Annotated in this window: 14 protein-coding genes; 2 read left to right on the top strand and 12 right to left on the bottom strand. The window is 47.7% G+C overall.

Going from position 1 to position 18,167, the window contains the following annotated elements:
- Positions 1–333: 333 nt before the first annotated feature.
- From BCT11_RS16815 to BCT11_RS16765, 10 genes are all read right to left on the bottom strand, one after another.
- On the bottom strand, positions 334–1,323 hold the full coding sequence (locus tag BCT11_RS16815) for a sensor domain-containing diguanylate cyclase (RefSeq protein ID WP_102388786.1): 990 nt from the start codon (positions 1,321–1,323) through the stop codon (positions 334–336).
- A gap of 224 nt (positions 1,324–1,547) precedes the next feature.
- Positions 1,548–1,844, bottom strand: a complete 297-nt coding sequence (gene fis, locus BCT11_RS16810) for a DNA-binding transcriptional regulator Fis (RefSeq protein WP_000462885.1) — start codon at positions 1,842–1,844, stop codon at positions 1,548–1,550.
- Between the two features lie 23 nt (positions 1,845–1,867).
- The gene (dusB, locus tag BCT11_RS16805) at positions 1,868–2,836 is read right to left on the bottom strand and encodes a tRNA dihydrouridine synthase DusB (RefSeq protein ID WP_032803127.1); all 969 of its coding nucleotides are present in this window, start codon (positions 2,834–2,836) and stop codon (positions 1,868–1,870) included.
- A gap of 139 nt (positions 2,837–2,975) precedes the next feature.
- Positions 2,976–3,863: a 50S ribosomal protein L11 methyltransferase gene (gene prmA / locus BCT11_RS16800; protein ID WP_039974236.1), complete on the bottom strand. Its 888-nt coding sequence runs from the start codon at positions 3,861–3,863 to the stop codon at positions 2,976–2,978.
- Between the two features lie 130 nt (positions 3,864–3,993).
- Positions 3,994–5,337 carry an acetyl-CoA carboxylase biotin carboxylase subunit gene (gene accC, locus BCT11_RS16790; protein WP_038870929.1) on the bottom strand — a complete coding sequence of 448 codons (1,344 nt, stop codon included), beginning with the start codon at positions 5,335–5,337 and terminating at the stop codon, positions 3,994–3,996.
- Between the two features lie 14 nt (positions 5,338–5,351).
- Positions 5,352–5,816: an acetyl-CoA carboxylase biotin carboxyl carrier protein gene (gene accB / locus BCT11_RS16785; RefSeq protein WP_039974237.1), complete on the bottom strand. Its 465-nt coding sequence runs from the start codon at positions 5,814–5,816 to the stop codon at positions 5,352–5,354.
- Positions 5,817–5,876: 60 nt separating this feature from the next.
- Positions 5,877–6,326 (bottom strand): type II 3-dehydroquinate dehydratase, encoded by a 450-nt coding sequence (gene aroQ, locus BCT11_RS16780; RefSeq protein ID WP_038882011.1) that lies wholly within the window; start codon positions 6,324–6,326, stop codon positions 5,877–5,879.
- A gap of 305 nt (positions 6,327–6,631) precedes the next feature.
- A complete protein-coding gene (gene acs, locus BCT11_RS16775) occupies positions 6,632–8,584 on the bottom strand; it encodes an acetate--CoA ligase (protein ID WP_102388785.1) in 1,953 nt (650 codons plus the stop codon).
- A 218-nt stretch (positions 8,585–8,802) separates the two neighbouring features.
- Positions 8,803–9,435 (bottom strand): 3'-5' exonuclease, encoded by a 633-nt coding sequence (locus tag BCT11_RS16770; protein WP_005440406.1) that lies wholly within the window; start codon positions 9,433–9,435, stop codon positions 8,803–8,805.
- A 35-nt stretch (positions 9,436–9,470) separates the two neighbouring features.
- On the bottom strand, positions 9,471–11,297 hold the full coding sequence (locus tag BCT11_RS16765) for a DUF294 nucleotidyltransferase-like domain-containing protein (protein ID WP_038882009.1): 1,827 nt from the start codon (positions 11,295–11,297) through the stop codon (positions 9,471–9,473).
- 241 nt (positions 11,298–11,538) lie between these two features.
- Between BCT11_RS16765 and BCT11_RS16760 the strand changes: the two genes are divergently transcribed.
- Positions 11,539–12,729 carry a 3-phenylpropionate MFS transporter gene (locus BCT11_RS16760; RefSeq protein WP_102388784.1) on the top strand — a complete coding sequence of 397 codons (1,191 nt, stop codon included), beginning with the start codon at positions 11,539–11,541 and terminating at the stop codon, positions 12,727–12,729.
- A gap of 142 nt (positions 12,730–12,871) precedes the next feature.
- Complete coding sequence (locus BCT11_RS16755) at positions 12,872–16,303, top strand: PAS domain-containing hybrid sensor histidine kinase/response regulator (protein WP_102388783.1); 3,432 nt, start codon at positions 12,872–12,874, stop codon at positions 16,301–16,303.
- 57 nt (positions 16,304–16,360) lie between these two features.
- Here BCT11_RS16755 and BCT11_RS16750 read toward each other — a convergent pair whose 3' ends face one another.
- Positions 16,361–17,746, bottom strand: a complete 1,386-nt coding sequence (locus BCT11_RS16750; RefSeq protein WP_102388782.1) for a class II fumarate hydratase — start codon at positions 17,744–17,746, stop codon at positions 16,361–16,363.
- Positions 17,747–17,762: 16 nt separating this feature from the next.
- Entirely contained in the window at positions 17,763–18,143 is a 381-nt protein-coding gene (locus BCT11_RS16745; RefSeq protein ID WP_042602256.1) for a hypothetical protein, read from the bottom strand.
- Positions 18,144–18,167 lie beyond the last annotated feature (24 nt).

The raw sequence follows: 18,167 nt of genomic DNA, 5'->3' as shown, positions 1-18,167 counted from the left end.
GTAGGACATCGCCAGGCTTTAAATTTGAAGAAGCCCACTCGAAAGAGTGGGCTTTTTTGCATTTGGAGCAAAGTAAATTTGAGAACTCCTCTATAAAGACACATCACTTTCTAAAGTCTGTATATCTTTCCTGTTTACTATATTTATCATGAGATAGTGCTAACGCACTACCTAGCCTCTCGCAATATCACTCTAGAACAGCCTTAAGCTTGTTGTTAAAACATATTGAGCTTGTCTGGTTCCATACTAGATTTAAGCATAAGAGCTGCGTGTGAGCGTGTTGAGGGAGACGTGGATAAGTTAGTGTAAGGTATGGATGATAAAGCAGAAGGGTTAGGAAACCTTTTGGATTCTTAAGTTTGTTGAATGCTGTAATTTGATGTCAGGGATACTAGCATGATGAAGTGTTACTTGATTACGGCCTGAATGTTTCGAGTAATACATGGCTTTATCTGCGTTAATCATAAGTTCTTTTGCGCTCAATACTTGCCCGTCATACTCCGCGATACCAATGCTAACCGTTGTACTGATTTCGATACCATCTATTTTGCATGGCGCGTTTTGGATCGCTTGTCTGATCCTTTCTGCTATCTCATAGGCTTGTATTGCGCTGGTGTTGGTTAGGATCACAGCAAATTCTTCCCCTCCTAAACGACCAATAAAGTCAGTTCCACGGATTGCACGTTGGCAAATCTTGGCCACATGATTGATCACTTGATCGCCGGAGAAGTGCCCAACCTGATCGTTGATCTCTTTGAAGTGATCAATATCAATCATAACGCAAGTTAGGGTTTGAGATGGATGCGAATGCGAGCTCAGAGACCTATCTAGGCTTGTTAGGAATGCTCGGCGATTCAGCACACCTGTTAATTCATCTGTCTCTGAGAGCTCTTTGAGGCGCCTTTCTAGCAGATGTGTTTTCGTGACATCACGCACGGACCAAATCACCAAGTTTTCATCACCTTGAATGCTTTCTACGGGTTTAATGATCGCTTCAAACCACGTTTCTTCTGGGTTCTCTAATGCTTCTAGTTCTTCTATTGGCATTAAAAGGTGGTCTTGCAGAGCGATACTGTATTTGACGACCTTAGGCTCGTTAGAGCGAAGCACATCGTTAATATAACCGATTAACTCAGCGGCTTTACTCGGCGATAAAACATCGTTTAACGTGAGGTTGGTGTAGCTTTGTGCATTGAAGTGTTTTGAATGGTAAGTACCACCGAAACTTTCGATATAGTGGCCTTGCTCATTGAGGATAAAGACATGATCAGGGAGGGTATTCAAAATGGCATGAAGCCAATCGTCCCTTTCTTTGTAAATCATGAGGTTAGTTCCTTTATCCAATGTAAGTTGTTGATTATATCTGTTTGTATTGAGTTCACAATCAATACTGATCACAGTTCAAAGCATCAGACTTGACTAATGTTTGTACAAAGGTGAGGGAGAAGCGTTTGGAAGAGTTGAAGTGTCAGGAGCTTGAAGCTAATAAAAAAGGCTTAGCCATTGCTGACTAAGCCTTTTTTACAAAATTACTGTATGAACTGATATTAGTTCATGCCGTACTTTTTAAGTTTTTTGCGAAGAGTACCGCGGTTGATGCCCATCATAGTTGCTGCGCGAGTTTGGTTACCGCGAGTGTACTGCATGATGGTATCTAATAGTGGCTGTTCAACTTCAGCTAGAACTAATTCGTATAGTTCAGTTACTTCCTGGCCGTTTAGTTGAGCTAGGTAGTTTTTAAGAGACGCTTTAACAGAGTCACGTAAAGGCTTCTGAGTAATCTGGTCTTGTGACGTTACTGTAGTTACTGTTAATGCTTCTGAAGTCAGATTTTGTTCGAACATATTCGGTCTAGCTCTTCTCTTAATTATGATGCAACGTTATCAAAATAACCCTCTAATGCCTCAAGCTGCAGCTCAGCTGCATCGATAGCATTGAAGGTACGGCGAAACTCACTCGCTTGTTCATGCTCTTTTAGGTACCAACCAACGTGCTTACGCGCGATACGTGGACCTAAGAACTCTCCATAGAAATCATGCAGAGCGTTAACATGACCAAGCATAATGGTTTTCACTTCCTCACTTGGAAGCTCATCCATTGTGGTGCCGTTTTCCAAATAGTGATGGATTTCCTGGAAAATCCAAGGACGACCTTGGGCAGGGCGTCCAATCATTAAAGCGTCTGCACCGGTGTACTCCAGTACAAACTTCGCTTTCTCCGGGCTATCGATATCACCGTTTGCGATAACCGGAATGGATATAGCGTGTTTAACCGCTTTAATGCTGTCGTATTCGGCCTCACCTTTGTACATACACGCTTTTGTTCTGCCATGCAGTGCAAGAGCCTGTATGCCGCAGTCTTCGGCTAATTTAGCGATGTGAACACAGTTTTTATTTTCTGTGTTCCAGCCAGTACGGGTCTTTAACGTTACAGGAACGTCTACCGCGTCCACTACCGCAGTCAAAATCTCTTTGATGATGTCTGGGTACTGAAGCAGTGCAGAACCCGCCAGCTTCTTATTCACTTTCTTTGCTGGGCAGCCCATGTTGATGTCGATGATTTGCGCACCGTTTTCAACACTGAATTGAGCCGCGTCGGCCATAAGCTGTGGATCGGAACCGGCAATCTGTACAGAGCGAATGCCCGATTCGCCTTCATGCACCATGCGCTGTTTCGACTTTGACGTTCCCCATAGTTTCGGGTTAGCAGACATCATTTCACTGACGGCCATTCCCGCACCATAGCGAAGACACAACTCGCGAAACGGTCTATCCGTTACACCAGCCATAGGGGCTACGATTAGATTGTTCTTAAGTTGATAGTTTCCGATTTTCAAAACGTCATCACAGTTCTGTACCAGCAAGGGCGCGCATTTTACGCATTTTTTTACTGCGTGAAAAGACTAATATTTGAGCATTTACAAATTGTTTTTGTAATTTGTATGAAATTCAAACAATTAGCCCTGAAAACCTTGTCTAGCCTTGCTTACGACCGGAGATACGACACCATTCGCTTTGCTCCGCGATTGGATCAATGTGAAGCTCATCACGGTAATAGTTCGCTACGTCTTCTGCTTGAGTGTCTAAAACACCCGACATCGCCAGGTCACCATTTGGTTTAACCAAACCTTTAATGATAGGTGCAAGTTCACGTAATGGACCAGCAAGAATGTTAGCAACAACCACATCAGCGATCAGGCCTTCAGGTTGGTTTTGAGGTAGGTACACTTCTAATTGGTCAGCAACACCGTTGCGCTCAGCGTTATCGCGAGAAGCTTGAAGAGCTTGAGGATCAATATCGATCCCGATAACTTTACCTGCGCCAAGTTTGATCGCAGCGATCGCAAGGATGCCTGAGCCACAACCAAAGTCGATAACCGTTTTACCAGATAGGTCTAAACTCTCTAGCCATTCTAGGCAGAGTGCAGTCGTAGGGTGGGTGCCCGTACCGAAAGCCAGACCAGGATCAAGCATAACATTAACCGCGTCTGGTTCAGGAACATCACGCCAACTTGGACAAATCCATAGACGTTCGCCGAACTTCATTGGGTGGAAGTTTTCCATCCATTCGCGCTCCCAGTCTTTGTCTTCTAGTTGTTCTACTTTGTAAGCAAAATCGTCTGCTAGCATGCTGCTTGCTTTGATTTGAGTGATGATGAAGTTTGTATCTGCTTCTGCATCGTACAGTGCCAGAATGTCAGTATCGCCCCATAAGCGAGTCTCGCCAGGTAGAGGTTCGAATACGGGCGTATCCTGCGCGTCTAGGAATGTTACAGACAGCGCACCAGTCTCTTCCATTAGCATGTCGCCGATTTGCTCAGCGTTTTCATTGGTCGCGTTGAGTTTGATTTGAATCCAAGGCATTTGTTTTTGCTCTTAAGGTGAATGAAGTGGCACAGAGTTTACCAGAACTCTACGATTTGTTTGAGTATAGACTTTATACAAAACAAAAATGCCCACAGATGTGGGCATTTATTATGAGGTTAGCGAAGGCTTATTGTAGGCCTAGCTTCTTCTCTAGGTAGTGAATGTTTGCACCACCGTGCTGGAAGTTCTCATCATTCATGATTGACTCTTGTAGAGTAACGTTAGTCTTGATGCCTTCAATGATCATCTCGCCTAGTGCGTTCTTCATACGTGCAATCGCTACATCACGGTTCTCACCGTAAGTGATCAGTTTACCAATCATTGAATCGTAATGAGGTGGTACTGTGTAGCCTGTGTAAATGTGGGATTCCCAACGAACACCCATGCCGCCTGGCGCGTGGAAGCGTTCAATCTTACCTGGTGAAGGTAGGAAGCGCTCTGGGTCTTCTGCGTTGATACGACACTCAATCGCATGGCCGCGGATCTTGATGTCATCCTGAGTGAATGACAGTGGCTGACCTGCTGCAACGCGCAGCTGCTCTTTGATTAGGTCTACACCGGTAACCATTTCTGTTACTGGGTGCTCAACCTGAATACGAGTGTTCATTTCGATGAAGTAGAACTCACCGTTCTCGTATAGGAATTCGAACGTACCTGCGCCGCGGTAACCGATTTCTAGACATGCACGTGTACAACGTTCACCGATGTACTTACGCATCTCTTCAGTGATACCTGGTGCTGGAGCTTCTTCAACAACCTTCTGGTGACGACGCTGCATAGAGCAGTCACGTTCACCTAAGTGGATCGCGCCACCTTGGCCATCAGCAATTACCTGAACTTCAACGTGACGAGGGTTCTCTAGGAATTTCTCCATGTAAACCATGTCGTTGTTGAACGCCGCTTTTGCTTCTGCACGGGTCATTGCGATAGCTTCAATAAGATCGCCTTCTGAGCGAACAACGCGCATACCACGGCCACCGCCACCACCAGAAGCTTTGATGATTACCGGGTAGCCGATACGCTTAGCGTGGGCTTTATTTTTGTCTTCGTCGTTATCTAGTGGACCGTCAGAACCTGGTACACAAGGAACGCCAGCTTTTTTCATTGCGTTGATTGCTGACACTTTGTCACCCATTATGCGGATGGTGTCTGCTTTAGGACCAACGAAGATGAAACCGCTGCGCTCTACTTGTTCAGCAAAGTCTGCGTTCTCAGATAGGAAGCCGTAACCTGGGTGAATCGCAATCGCACCCGTCACTTCTGCTGCAGAAATGATGCGAGGGATGTTCAGATAGCTGTCGATACCACGAGCTGGACCGATACATACTGTTTCGTCTGCGAGTAGTACGTGCTTAAGATCGCGGTCAGCAGTCGAGTGTACTGCCACAGTCTTAATGCCTAATTCTTTACAAGCGCGAAGGATACGAAGTGCAATTTCACCTCGGTTCGCGATGACTACTTTATCTAGCATAAGGCAAGCCCCGCTTATTCGATTACAACTAGTGGTTGGTCGAATTCAACTGGCTGGCCGTCTTCAACTAGGATTGCAGTTACAACACCTGATTTGTCCGCTTCAATTTGGTTCATCATTTTCATCGCTTCAACGATACATAGTGTATCGCCAGCATTTACGCTCTGACCAACTTCAACGAATGACTTTGAATCTGGACTTGGAGAACGGTAGAAAGTACCAACCATTGGAGAAAGAACTTGGTGACCTGCAGGAACTGCTGCTGGTGCCTCTGCTGCCATCGCTGGAGCGTCAGCGACCGGTGCTGCCACTGGAGCAGGTGCTGCTACTGGAGCTGCTGCGTAATGAACTGGTGCTGGAGCAGCGGGTGCGCCGTGACGACTGATTCGCACCGACTCTTCACCTTCAGAAATCTCTAGCTCAGCAATGCCAGACTCTTCAACTAACTCAATTAGCTTTTTGATTTTACGAATATCCATCTTTTCTTTCTCTTTTATCTTGTGATTAAGACAACCCTAACGGGCTGCAGAGTGTTTGGTCTACTTTGCCTGCAATTTCGCAATTGCTGCAGACAGAGCAAATTCATAACCTTGCGCACCTAAACCGCAAATTACCCCTTCCGCTTTATCAGAGAGGTAAGAATGGTGACGGAACGTCTCACGGGCATGAACGTTCGATAGGTGCACCTCGATAAATGGGATGGCTACGCCAAGTAGTGCATCTCGCAGCGCAACACTGGTATGAGTGAAGGCTGCTGGATTGATAATGATGAAGTCCACCTTGCCGTACGCGGCATGAATCGCTTCAATCAGCTCGTACTCACGATTAGATTGCAGGTGTTCAAGTTCCACCCCAGACTTGTGAGCCTGTTCAGCTAAAGCGTCAACAATCTGTGCTAGGGTGTTGTTACCATAGTGTGTCGGTTCACGCAGGCCTAATAGATTAAGATTTGGCCCATTTAGAACAAGAATCCGTGACTTTGCAGACATTGTGTTGCTATCTTCCTTTATCGTGAGCAGAACGTTTATATTCTCAAATATACGATAAATCAGCACGATTTTTTTGTTAAAACCGCGCAAATTTTAAAAAATCGACCAAGATTATAGCTAATTCACAGCAATTAGCAGCAATTTACTGGTCTAATCTCCCAATAGCCCCCGCCATTTCTGTAACCCAGTTAACAAAAACAACATAATTGCCACGTTTCTTTTGTGGTTTATTTTGCATCCACACACAAAAAAGCCGCCATATGCAATGGCGGCTTTGAGACTAGCGTTTAAAACAGGGTTGGGTGTTATGCCAGTTCTGCTTTTTCTGCGATCAGCTTGTCTACTACGCTTGGATCGGCCAGTGTAGAAGTGTCTCCTAAGTTACTGGTATCACCCGTTGCAATCTTACGCAAGATACGACGCATGATCTTGCCGGAGCGAGTTTTCGGTAGCGAGTCTGTCCAGTGCAGCACGTCTGGTGTTGCGATTGGACCAATCTCTTTGCGCACCCAATTTTTTACTTCTTTATGTAATTCCGCTGATGGGAACTCACCATCATTAAGCGTGACATAAGCGTAAATTGCCTGACCTTTGATGTCATGAGGAATACCGACAATCGCCGCTTCTGCAATCTTATCGTGTGCAACCAGTGCTGATTCAATCTCTGCGGTACCCATGCGGTGACCCGACACATTCAATACGTCATCTACACGACCAGTGATCCAGTAGTAACCGTCTTCGTCACGACGAGCCCCATCACTGGTGAAGTACATGCCTTTGAAGGTAGAGAAGTAGGTTTGCTCAAAGCGCTCATGGTCGCCGTAAACGGTACGCATCTGACCTGGCCATGAATCAAGGATCACCAAGTTACCTTCTGCAGCGGTTTCTTCGATGATGTTACCCATGTTGTCCACTAACGCAGGTTGTACGCCGAAGAATGGGCGAGTTGCAGAGCCTGGTTTCAGGTCTGTGGCACCCGGTAGTGGCGCAATCAAGATACCGCCTGTTTCTGTTTGCCACCAAGTATCAACGATAGGTGAGTTCTCATTACCGATGGTCTTGTAGTACCACTCCCATGCTTCAGGGTTGATAGGTTCACCTACTGAGCCCATTACACGCAAGCTTGAACGAGATGTTCCGGCTACCGCTTCGTTACCTTTTGCCATTAGTGCACGAATCGCTGTTGGTGCAGTGTAGAGAATGTTTACTTGATGCTTATCAACCACTTCACTCATGCGAGCCGTGCTTGGGTAGTTTGGTACACCTTCGAAAAGAATAGTCTTCGCACCGTTCGCCAGTGGACCGTAAATTAAGTAAGTGTGACCTGTAATCCAACCCACATCCGCCGTACACCAGAACGTTTCACCTTCTTGGTAATCGAACACGTATTTGAAGGTCATGGTTGCGTATACTAGGTAACCACCTGTGGTGTGCAGCACGCCTTTTGGTTTACCTGTTGAGCCTGAAGTGTAAAGAATGAATAGAGGGTCTTCCGCTTTCATCTCTTCTGGTGGGCACACATCAGAAACGACAGCCGTTGCTTCGTGCCACCAAACGTCACGGTGCTCGTGCCAATCAATGTCGCCGCCCGTGCGTTTTAGAACGACAACTTTGTCGATGTTTTTTACTTCTGGGTTCGTCAGTGCTTCATCAACGTTTTTCTTCAGTGGTACTGCGCGACCACCACGAACGCCTTCGTCAGCAGTGATTACGATTTTCGCATCTGAGTCGATGATACGACCGGACAGGGCTTCTGGTGAGAAACCACCAAATACCACGGTATGAACTGCACCAATACGCGTACATGCCAGCATTGCGATAGCCGCTTCTGGCACCATTGGCATGTAAAGACAAACCACGTCGCCTTTGTGCACGCCTTGCTCTTTTAGTGCGTTAGAGAACTTACACACTTCTTTGTGTAGTTCATTGAATGTGAGGGTTTTGTCGTCAGCAGGATCATCGCCTTCCCAGATGATCGCGACTTCATCGCCACGCTCGGCAAGGTGGCGGTCAATACAGTTTGCAGATACGTTCAGCGTGCCGTCTTCGAACCAACGAATGTCGACGTGACCAGTATCGAAAGAGGTGTTTTTAACTTGAGTGAATGGCTTAATCCAATCGACAACTTTACCGTGTTCGCTCCAGAAGCCTTCAGGGTCGCTTACCGACTGCTGATACATGGCTAGGTAAGTGTCATTATCCGCATGCGTATGGTTTTTAATATTTTCTTTTACCGGATAAACGTGGGCTTCGCTCATGGCTTCTCTCCTTGTGCCTTTAATTCTCGACCTTCGTCTTTTGTAGGGCGGTTTCCGTTCTTTAGTCTGTGATTCATCAAGAACGTTGCTGTGCATATAACTGTCAGTCACAGCGCGTATTTCCACAATTAGACTTTAGGATGAGAGTGAGGAATGCGCCGCGATATTGCTGAAATAAAAGCGAATGTGGGAGGTGGACCGAAAGCTGAGTATTGAACCTATTGGGTATAAGGCACACTCAGGTTTGGTAAATCGCCTTTGGTTAGACGCACATACACCAAAGCCGCGGATTTTGCGTCTTGCAGGGCATCGTGTTTGTCTTGAATCGGCAGCTCGAGGTGCTTACAAATTGCATCAAGACTTAAGTCGAAGTAGGCGTTAGGCAAATGACGTTCGAGCTTGTCGTGATAAATCTGGCTCACTTCGATAAGCGGGTTAGGGAGTGGGAAGCCTAAATGCCTCAGACAAGCGAGGTCGAGGATCTTTTTGTCATAGCGAATGTGGTAGCCAACCAAAGGGCGATTACCGATAAAGTCGAGTAACTTGATGAGCGCTTCTTTTTCGCTGATACCATCCACCAAATCTTGGTGGCGGATATGGTGAATTTTTACCGAGCCTGAATCGAGTGATTGTGGGGCGCGCAGTCGAACTTCGAACGGTTTGCTGGTGATGATGCGATTGTCGATGATTTTTGTCGCAGCGATGGTGACCAGCTCGGCACGGTTGGGATCCAAGCTGGTGGTTTCGCAATCGAGAGAGACAAACTCGCCTTTTTGCGGCGAACAAAACAGTGGCTGATAAGGTGATCCTTTCAGCTTGTAATGCCAGTATTTCCTTTGTAGCCAATTCATCCCTGTTACCTCTCGTCTTATTTGCCTAAAAGACTCTAATCACGGATTTGATAATGGAAGCCTAAGAACTGCTTAAACTTTTTCACCACGTGTAAGCTGTGGCGTAGCAGGTCTCGTTCTGTCCTGTCTAACTGTTTGATGTCGATGTTGTTGAGTGCTTCCTGCTTACTCAATTGCTGGTTCAAACGGATCTTGAAGAACAGCTTCAGCGCCTCATTGAGGTTATCGGCGGTTTCTGGTTCTAAGATGCGTTTGTTTCTCAGTGCTTCGATACGCTCGAAGGTGTTCTTCTCTTCAATCGCGTATTCCAATGCCAAAGTGCGAATACCATGCACAATTGGGAAGATGCCGCCGCGCTTAATATCCAGCCCGTCCTTGGCACTTTTTACGTTGCCAAATAGAGTAAGAGGCACGGAAAACTGCAGAGCGGGGCGAGTGAAATCGGACAGAATCAACATGCGATCTTCCATGCTGTCTCTGAGGTGCTCGGCGATAGGTGTGAGCAACTCTCGATTGCCTGCGACCGCATGAGCGTCGCTGAAGATGGCTAAATCCATGATTTGTTCTGGCTGTGCTTTAGCAATCCAACCATCGAGCGTTTTAATCCAGTCTTGCTGCGTTCGGACCCACTTCGGATTGTTAACCATGACTTTGCCAGGGCAGAGTGGATAACCCAGTTGTTGCAAGGTATGGGTGAGGGTTTGCATCACTTCGGCGCAATGTTCCCATTCCAGCCCATCTTGGATGATCAATGCATTATCTTGATCCGTTTTAAGGATTTGCTCTCCACGACCTTCCGAGCCAAGCACAATCAGACAGCAGTGATCGTGTAGTGCTGGTGGCACCACAAGCTCAAACGCTTTTTCGATGATTTGTTCGTTTACGGCAGATATCAGCTCCATGATAAAGCGAGTACGGATGCCATTGGTTAGCAAGCTGTCCACCAACTGACGCTGTCGATTAGAAGCAAGGGCTAACTCTCCCACGCTGCTGGCTCGAGCAATACTGAGTGTCAGTACGTGTGAGTGAGTGGAAAACGCACTGAGGATTTGCGTCATGTCCAACATACCGACCGCTTGACTGCCTTCGCACACCATTAGACGCTTCATGCGATTGCGCGTCATGGTGATCATGGCGTTAAACAAGAAGTCACCATCATCCACGTGATAAACAGGGAAGGTGGCTATCTCACTTACTGGCGTATCGAGTGAGTGGTCGTCAAGCATTACGGCATGGAGCATATTGGTTCGCGTCACTATCGCGTAGGGATGCGCCGATGGATATTGCTCTAAGCGCGGGTCATCTTGGTTAAGCTGAACCAAAGCGGCATCAATGCCATTGTCTTTAAGTGTTTTGGTGACTTGATTAATTGGCATATCAGGTGCCAATAGCATCGGTGGATGATAGATGCTGCTATCTACTTTAGTCAGAATGAATTCCGCTAGGTTTTGCTGTTGTTGAGCGGCCTCAATGAGGGCTTGGCGTTTGGATAAGTTGTTATCGAAGTAGGCAGCGAACTGTCCGTTCTCGTTATACAGCTCAAGAAACACTTCTTTGGGCAGCAAGTACGAGAGGGTATCTTCCAGTGCCACATACTGATGGCGCACGCTTTCTTCAAACAAAGAGCGTACATCAAACATGTCGTCGTTAGCGTAGTGAGCAAACACTTCGTCTTGATCTTTTGAGCGCTCTTCTACAGCGCCTTTAATCAGCACGTGCAGGTGAGGGTTGTCTTGCCCACAAGCTAAGATGACATCTCGCGTTCGGTAGTACGCCACATCAAGAGACGAGCGCAGTCGATTTTGCTGTGCGTCAGTCAGGCGGTCGAACGGTGGAGATTGCATATTAAATTTGTCAGGCATGAGAGCACCTAAATTTGGTGGGAACACATTCTAAGTCTGACAAATTTCCCTGTCGAAGCCAGACGACTTTGGTCTAAATCGTCACAATCTAATTTTGCATTTCGAGACCCTGTGCCATTGAGGAAACGGTAAGTTGCCGATTCTTCCCTTTTTCTATTACGCATTGCGATCCATAATTCCGCGTCCCAAACGTTTACGTGGCGGAAGTCGTTAGTTTTTGTCGTTTTTTAGGATGTCAGTGATGTTGAAACCCTCTCCGTATGGCTGGATTTCCCAGTACTTTCTCGGATTCTTTTTTGCGTATGGCGTGTATCTGCCATTTTGGTCGTTGTGGTTTAAAGAGCAGGGCGTTTCTCCAACAGATATTGGTCTGTTAGTTGGTCTAGGTTTGGCGACGCGCTGTGTGGCGAACATGGTACTCACCCCACGTCTACATAAAGTCGAACACATCATGCCTGCCCTACGTTGGTTGAGCTTTGCTGCCCTCATTTTTGTTGGTTTCCACTTTTTCACTGGCGGCAACTTCTGGTTAATGGCGCTTGCCACCGTCTTGTTCAACTTGTGTTGTGGTCCTGTCGTGCCTCTGTCTGATGCGATGGCGAACTACTACGCTCGTTTGAAAATGCTTGATTACGGTCGTACCCGTTTGTGGGGCTCGGTTGCCTTTATTGCAGGCTCGACTGTGGTGGGTTACTTGGTGGCAGAGTTTGGCTCTGACATGATTTTGTACACGGCGATGGTCGGTGTGTTTATCTCGCTATTACTCGCGATGCGTAGCACTAACCCAATGCCTGTGACACGCGATGGTCAACATGCTGAACGTCCAAAACTTTCTACATTGCTTACGGATAAGCCGGTCGTGAAGTTCCTTGTGTTGATGGCGTTAATCCAAGGCAGCCACGCGGCGTACTACGGTTTTAGTGCGATTCACTGGAAAGCAGCGGGTCACTCAGAAGATGTGATTGGCTACTTATGGAGCTTGGGCGTGGCAGCTGAAGTTGCTGTGTTTGCTCTGAGTAAGCGTCTATTCGCTGGCTGGTCTTTACGCACTCTGTTTGTGGTTGCGGCTGGTGGTGTGATGCTACGTTGGGGCATGACTGCGTCTACGACCTCTATTTTGGCGTTGGTGGTAGTGCAAATGCTTCACGGCGTGACGTTTGCAATGGCGCACATTGCCGCGATTCAATACATCCAGAACTCAGCTGAGAACAAGATGGTGGCATTGCAGGCACTGTATAACGCAATCCCACTTGGTGCGTTTATCGCGTTGATGACGGTGATCAGTGGTTGGGGCTATGAGCACTGGGGGGCGAATATCTTCTGGTTGATGGCGGCGATGGGCTTTATTGCACTGTTTATCAAAGTTGAGCCTCAAAATGATGAAAGTAATGTGGTTGATCTCTCAGCTAATGCTCCCGAAGCACAGAATTAAGCTTCTGTGACAGAGATTAAAAACTAACCTTTGTCTCTGTTGTAAAAGCAGTGTTAAATGAAACCTCTCCATTATGGAGAGGTTTTTTATTCCTTGCTTTAAAAACAGCAAGAAAGGCAAGAAAAGTAAGAAAGGATATCGGATGCAAGGATGGCTAGTGATTCCCGTTTCTTTGGCGTATTTGGGAATCCTGTTTTTAATCGCTTGGTACGGTGACAAACAAAAGAGATGGTTAGCGCGTTGGCGACCATGGATCTACAGTTTGTCGATTGCGGTGTACTGTACGTCGTGGACCTTCTACGGCACGGTCGGGCAGGCGAGCAACAATCCTTGGTCCTTCCTACCCATTTATATTGCGCCTATAATCGTGTTTACCATCGGCTGGCGCGTCCTCGCTCGGCTTATCTTGATTGCCAAGCGCGAACACATCACTTCCATTGCCGATTTCATTGCCGCCCGCTATGGCAAATCGCAAGGCTTGGCGGTGGTTGTGACTTTAATCGCCGTGGCAGGCATCCTTCCATATATCGCTTTGCAACTGCGTGGCATCACCATGGGGTTGGAGATCATCGCGCCAGATTTAGCATCTGATCTCAGTTATCAAAACTACAGCGTGTCTTGGTTTGTGGTCGGGGCGATGGCGATCTTCACCATGCTGTTTGGTACGCGTCATATCGATAACACCGAACACCACCGCGGCATGATGATGGCGATTGCGTTTGAATCAGTGCTTAAGTTGGTGGCGTTTTTAGTGGTGGGCGTATTTATTGTTTGGCTCGCGATGGATACCGAAAGCTTCCACCTTGCCGATATTGCTGCTGAAACCTATGAGTCCCCCAACATTCCGACCTTGTTGATTCATACCATTCTGACCATGCTGGCGATTGTCTGTTTGCCACGTCAGTTTCACACCATGGTGGTCGAGAATGAACGCGCGCAAGACTTACACGTCGCTCGTTGGTTGTTCCCACTGTATCTGATTCTGATGGGCATTTTCGTTCTGCCAATCGCATGGGTAGGGCAAAGCCTACTGAGTGGCAGCCCTGCCGATACGTACGTGATCAGCGTGCCGATGGCGGTGGGCGCGAATGACATCGCCTTGCTGGCATTCTTGGGCGGTACTTCCGCGGCAAGTGGCATGGTTATCGTCTCGACCATTGCCTTAGCAATCATGGTATCTAACGATTTGGTGATGCCACTGATTCTGCGTCGGATGAAGTTATCAAAACGCAATCATCATCATTTTTCTACGCTGTTATTACGTATACGTCGCGGACTTATTCTGCTTCTTTTGATTGGAGCATGGGGCTTTTATCAGGCTTTAGATAGTATCCACTCACTCTCTGCGATAGGTTTTCTCTCGTTTGCAGCGATTACCCAGTTCGCTCCGTCTCTGCTTGGCGGTATGTACTGGCGTCAGGGCAACAAGAAAGGCGTGTATGTGGGTTTGCTGGTGGGTTTCACCATTTGGTTGATTACTTTGATGAGCCAAACCGACATGCTGGCGGGCGATGCAAGCAACAACTTGCTGATTTGGTTGATCACTCCGCCTGATTTATTGGCAGGCTTTGGTATTGCTGTTTCTGACTGGGGCATGATCCTCAGCGTGGTGGCGAATACCGCGTGTTTTGTTGCGGTATCACTAGCTACGCGCCCAAGCATAAGTGAACGCTTACAATCGGCGTCATTCGTTGGTACGCCGTTGCCTGAAAGTGAAAACATCAGCTTGTATCAGAGCCGTGTGACGGTCAGTGAACTGGAGATGTTAGCCTCTCGATTTGTCGGACGAACGCGAGTGAAATCTGCCTTCCAAACCTATTGGAGTCAGCAACGCGAAGAGCTGCTTCCCAATCAACAAGCTCCCTCTACCTTGATTCGACACACCGAGCGTGTCCTTGCTGGTGTGTTTGGTGCCTCTTCAGCTAAGTTAGTACTTACTTCTGCTTTGCAAGGCAGAAACATGCAGCTTGAGGAAGTGGCGACCATCGTTGATGAAGCCTCAGAGCTGTACGATTTCAGTCGTGGCTTATTGCAAGGTGCGATTGAACACATTGGGCAAGGCATCGCAGTGGTCGACAAGCAACTAAGGCTGGTGGCGTGGAACCAACGCTATCTGGAGTTATTTGTTTTCCCGCCGGGATTGATTCAGGTCGGGCGTCCGATTGCGGATGTGATTCGTCATAATGCTGAGCAAGGTTTATGTGGTCCGGGTGACCCTGAAGACCACGTTCGTCGCCGCGTTTATCACCTTGATCAAGGCACGCGACATACCTCTTCCCGTGTGCGTCCAGATGGTCGCGTAATTGAAGTGCAAGGTAACCCAATGCCTGGTGGTGGCTTCGTGATGAGCTTTACCGATATCACCGTGTTCCGCGATGCAGAGCAAGCTCTGAAAGACGCCAATGAGACACTAGAAGAACGCGTTCGTGCTCGTACTCGTGAGTTGGAACAATTGAACAAACAACTGGTGGCAGCGACCCAACGTTCTGAGCATGAGTCACAGTCCAAGTCGCGCTTCTTGGCTGCGGTAAGCCATGACTTGATGCAACCGTTGAACGCCGCTCGTCTGTTTGCCTCTTCGTTGTCGGAAGTTGCCAAAGACAGTGAAACCCAAAAGCTGTCGACTCACATCGAGAGTGCATTAGGCGCCGCGGAAGATTTGATTGGTGATTTGCTGGATATCTCACGTTTGGAATCGGGCAAGTTGGACGTCAATGTGCATGGCTTTGCGGTCAATGATGTATTAGCTAACTTGAATGCGGAATTCAGTGCGCTGGCGAAACAACAAGGCATTGAGTTCACCATGATCCCATCATCTTTGATGGTGAAATCTGACCCGAAATTGCTGCGCCGCGTGGTGCAGAACTTCCTTACCAATGCGTTCCGATATAGCCCGAATGGCAAAGTGGCGCTCGGTGTTCGTCGCGTACAAGGGCGAGTGCGTATTGATGTATGGGACAACGGCATGGGGATCGAAGAAGAGAAACAGCAAGAGATCTTCGAAGAGTTTAATCGTGGTACTCAAGTGCGTTCTGACCAAGGTTTAGGGTTAGGTTTGGCTATTTCGAAAGGTATTGCTCAAGTGCTAGGGCATGAAATCTCGATGCGTTCTTGGTTTGGTCAAGGCAGCGTGTTCTCGATTACCTTAGATAAAGCAGAGAAGGTGCACATTCCGGCAGTCAAAGCAGTGAAGAGTGCACAATCTGACTTGAGCCATATTCGTGTGCTGTGTGTCGATAATGAGCCAGATATTCTGGTCGGAATGGAAAATCTACTCTCACGTTGGGGCTGTGATATTCGCATTGCGACCGACATCGTTGAGAGTCTGAAAGCGATCGAAGACGATTGGCTGCCGGATGTGATTTTCTCCGATTATCGTTTAGACAATGGTCGAACAGGATTAGAAGTGTTGCAGCAATGCCGCTTGCGGCTGGGTAACCGTTTTGAAGGGGTGATCATCAGTGCCGATCGAACCGATGACATGATGGAAGGCATTAAAGCCAATGGGTTTAGTTTTATCGCCAAACCGGTGAAACCTTTGAAATTGCGTTCGGTACTCAATCGAGTCGCCTAGAAAAAAGACCTCCGTTTGGAGGTCTTTTGCTTTAAAAGGGGGTGATTAGTCGGTGGCTTATTCTGCAACGCCGCCTTGAGTCAGTTTGGCTGGATCGAGCAATCTTTCTAATGTGGCGCGATCTAAGTCCGTTTCTTCTTCCGCGACATCAATGATCGCGCGACCTTGTTTGTAGGCTTTCTTCGCAACTTCGGCAGCTTTTAGGTAGCCAATCACAGGGTTAAGTGCGGTGACCAGAATTGGGTTCTTCGCCAGTGCGACATCAAGGTTGTCTTGGCGCACTTCAAACGTCGCGATGGCTTTGTCTGCCAAAGCAACGGCGCTGTTCGACAGCAGTTCAATGCTTTCTAGTACATTGTGAGCAATCACTGGCAGCATCACGTTAAGTTGGAAGTTACCCGATTGACCTGCAACGGTAATTGTCGCGTCGTTACCAATCACTTGTGCCGACGCCATGGCCGCTGCTTCTGGAATCACAGGGTTCACTTTGCCCGGCATGATAGAAGAGCCCGGTTGTAAGCCTTGCAGTTCGATTTCACCTAAGCCGGCTAGTGGACCTGAGTTCATCCAGCGAAGATCGTTTGCGATCTTCATGATCGCAACTGCTGCTGTTTTGAGCTGTCCCGATAGGGCAACGATCGCATCCTGACTGCTGAGATTGAAGAAGAAGTTTTTGCTTGAAGCAAACTCGATGCGCGTTGATTGCGTTAGGTTGTCGGCAAAAAGATCGGCGAAGCGTGGATCGGCGTTGATCCCTGTCCCTACCGCTGTTCCGCCTTGGGCTAACGCTTTCACAACTGGCAGTGTTTGTTCGATGGCTTGTTTGGCGTGCTCGATTTGGAACTGCCAGCCACCAAGCTCTTGGGCGAAGGTAATTGGCATCGCATCCATGAGGTGCGTGCGGCCTGTTTTCACCACATCTTTTAGGGCTTGTTGCTTAGCCTCTAGTGTTTCACTTAGGTGGGACAGTGCAGGCAGTAGCTGCTTTTCAATCGCAATTGCAGAGCTGACTTGAATTGCGGTAGGCACTACGTCGTTACTGCTTTGACCCATGTTGACGTGATCATTTGGATTGACCGTTCCGCCTAGGTGCTCAGACGCCAATGTTGCAATCACTTCGTTGGCATTCATGTTTGAGCTGGTGCCCGAGCCGGTTTGGAATACATCGATAGGGAATTGATCGATGTGTTTACCATCAATGATTGCTTGCGCGGCATCGGCGATGGCATTGGCGATATCACCTTCCAGTAAGCCAAGTTGAGCATTGGTGAGCGCTGCGGTTTGTTTGATGTGAGCGAGTGCTTGGATAAAGCCCGTCGGCATGGTGTGTGTGCTGAAAGCAAAGTTATCGACAGCGCGTTGAGTTTGGGCTTGATACAAAGCGTTGGCTGGGACTTTGACTTCGCCCATGCTGTCCGCTTCGATACGGAATTCCGTGGTCATGGTAGGTTCCTTTTGTTTAATCGAGTGGCGTCTGTATCAGACGTAATTGTTGTTGTAATGAGAGAAATTTCACATCGCCATCCTCAAACTGGTAGTAGTAGCGTTTGAGACAAAGTAGCGGAGTGTGAATGGAATCGAGGCAAACTCGGCGGAAGATGCGACTACGAGTAGGGTCTTGAATCGCGTCGAGTAGATGGAAGTAGACTTGGCGCAAATACAGCTCGCACAGCAACAGATTTTCGTGCTCTGTATCGTGATCATAGATGGACGACAGCACCATGCCCCAATGGATGTAATCATGAATCACATCGGGTTCGAAGCCGCTTGGCGCATACACATGAAGGAATCGGTCTTGTGCTTTGAAAAAGGCGTTGTAGATGGCTTGGCTGCTGTCCATAGTTACCTCGATATTTAAGATAAT

This window comes from Vibrio sp. 10N.222.52.B12 (assembly GCF_002875385.1).
GTDB lineage: Bacteria > Pseudomonadota > Gammaproteobacteria > Enterobacterales > Vibrionaceae > Vibrio > Vibrio jasicida.
The sequence above is the reverse complement of the archived record's forward strand: the minus strand, read 5'-3'. Positions and strand labels throughout refer to the sequence as shown.

Bases quoted from the DNA above. Each gene is read 5' to 3' on its own strand.
- accC (WP_038870929.1), bottom strand. From the start codon at position 5,337: ATGCTAGATAAAGTAGTCATCGCGAACCGAGGTGAAATTGCACTTCGT.
- BCT11_RS16750 (WP_102388782.1), bottom strand. From the start codon at position 17,746: ATGACCACGGAATTCCGTATCGAAGCGGACAGCATGGGCGAAGTCAAA.
- aroQ (WP_038882011.1), bottom strand. From the start codon at position 6,326: ATGTCTGCAAAGTCACGGATTCTTGTTCTAAATGGGCCAAATCTTAAT.
- prmA (WP_039974236.1), bottom strand. From the start codon at position 3,863: ATGCCTTGGATTCAAATCAAACTCAACGCGACCAATGAAAACGCTGAG.
- accB (WP_039974237.1), bottom strand. From the start codon at position 5,816: ATGGATATTCGTAAAATCAAAAAGCTAATTGAGTTAGTTGAAGAGTCT.
- fis (WP_000462885.1), bottom strand. From the start codon at position 1,844: ATGTTCGAACAAAATCTGACTTCAGAAGCATTAACAGTAACTACAGTA.
- BCT11_RS16815 (WP_102388786.1), bottom strand. From the start codon at position 1,323: ATGATTTACAAAGAAAGGGACGATTGGCTTCATGCCATTTTGAATACC.
- BCT11_RS16745 (WP_042602256.1), bottom strand. From the start codon at position 18,143: ATGGACAGCAGCCAAGCCATCTACAACGCCTTTTTCAAAGCACAAGAC.
- BCT11_RS16770 (WP_005440406.1), bottom strand. From the start codon at position 9,435: ATGAATTGGCTACAAAGGAAATACTGGCATTACAAGCTGAAAGGATCA.
- BCT11_RS16755 (WP_102388783.1), top strand. From the start codon at position 12,872: ATGCAAGGATGGCTAGTGATTCCCGTTTCTTTGGCGTATTTGGGAATC.
- acs (WP_102388785.1), bottom strand. From the start codon at position 8,584: ATGAGCGAAGCCCACGTTTATCCGGTAAAAGAAAATATTAAAAACCAT.
- BCT11_RS16765 (WP_038882009.1), bottom strand. From the start codon at position 11,297: ATGCCTGACAAATTTAATATGCAATCTCCACCGTTCGACCGCCTGACT.
- BCT11_RS16760 (WP_102388784.1), top strand. From the start codon at position 11,539: ATGTTGAAACCCTCTCCGTATGGCTGGATTTCCCAGTACTTTCTCGGA.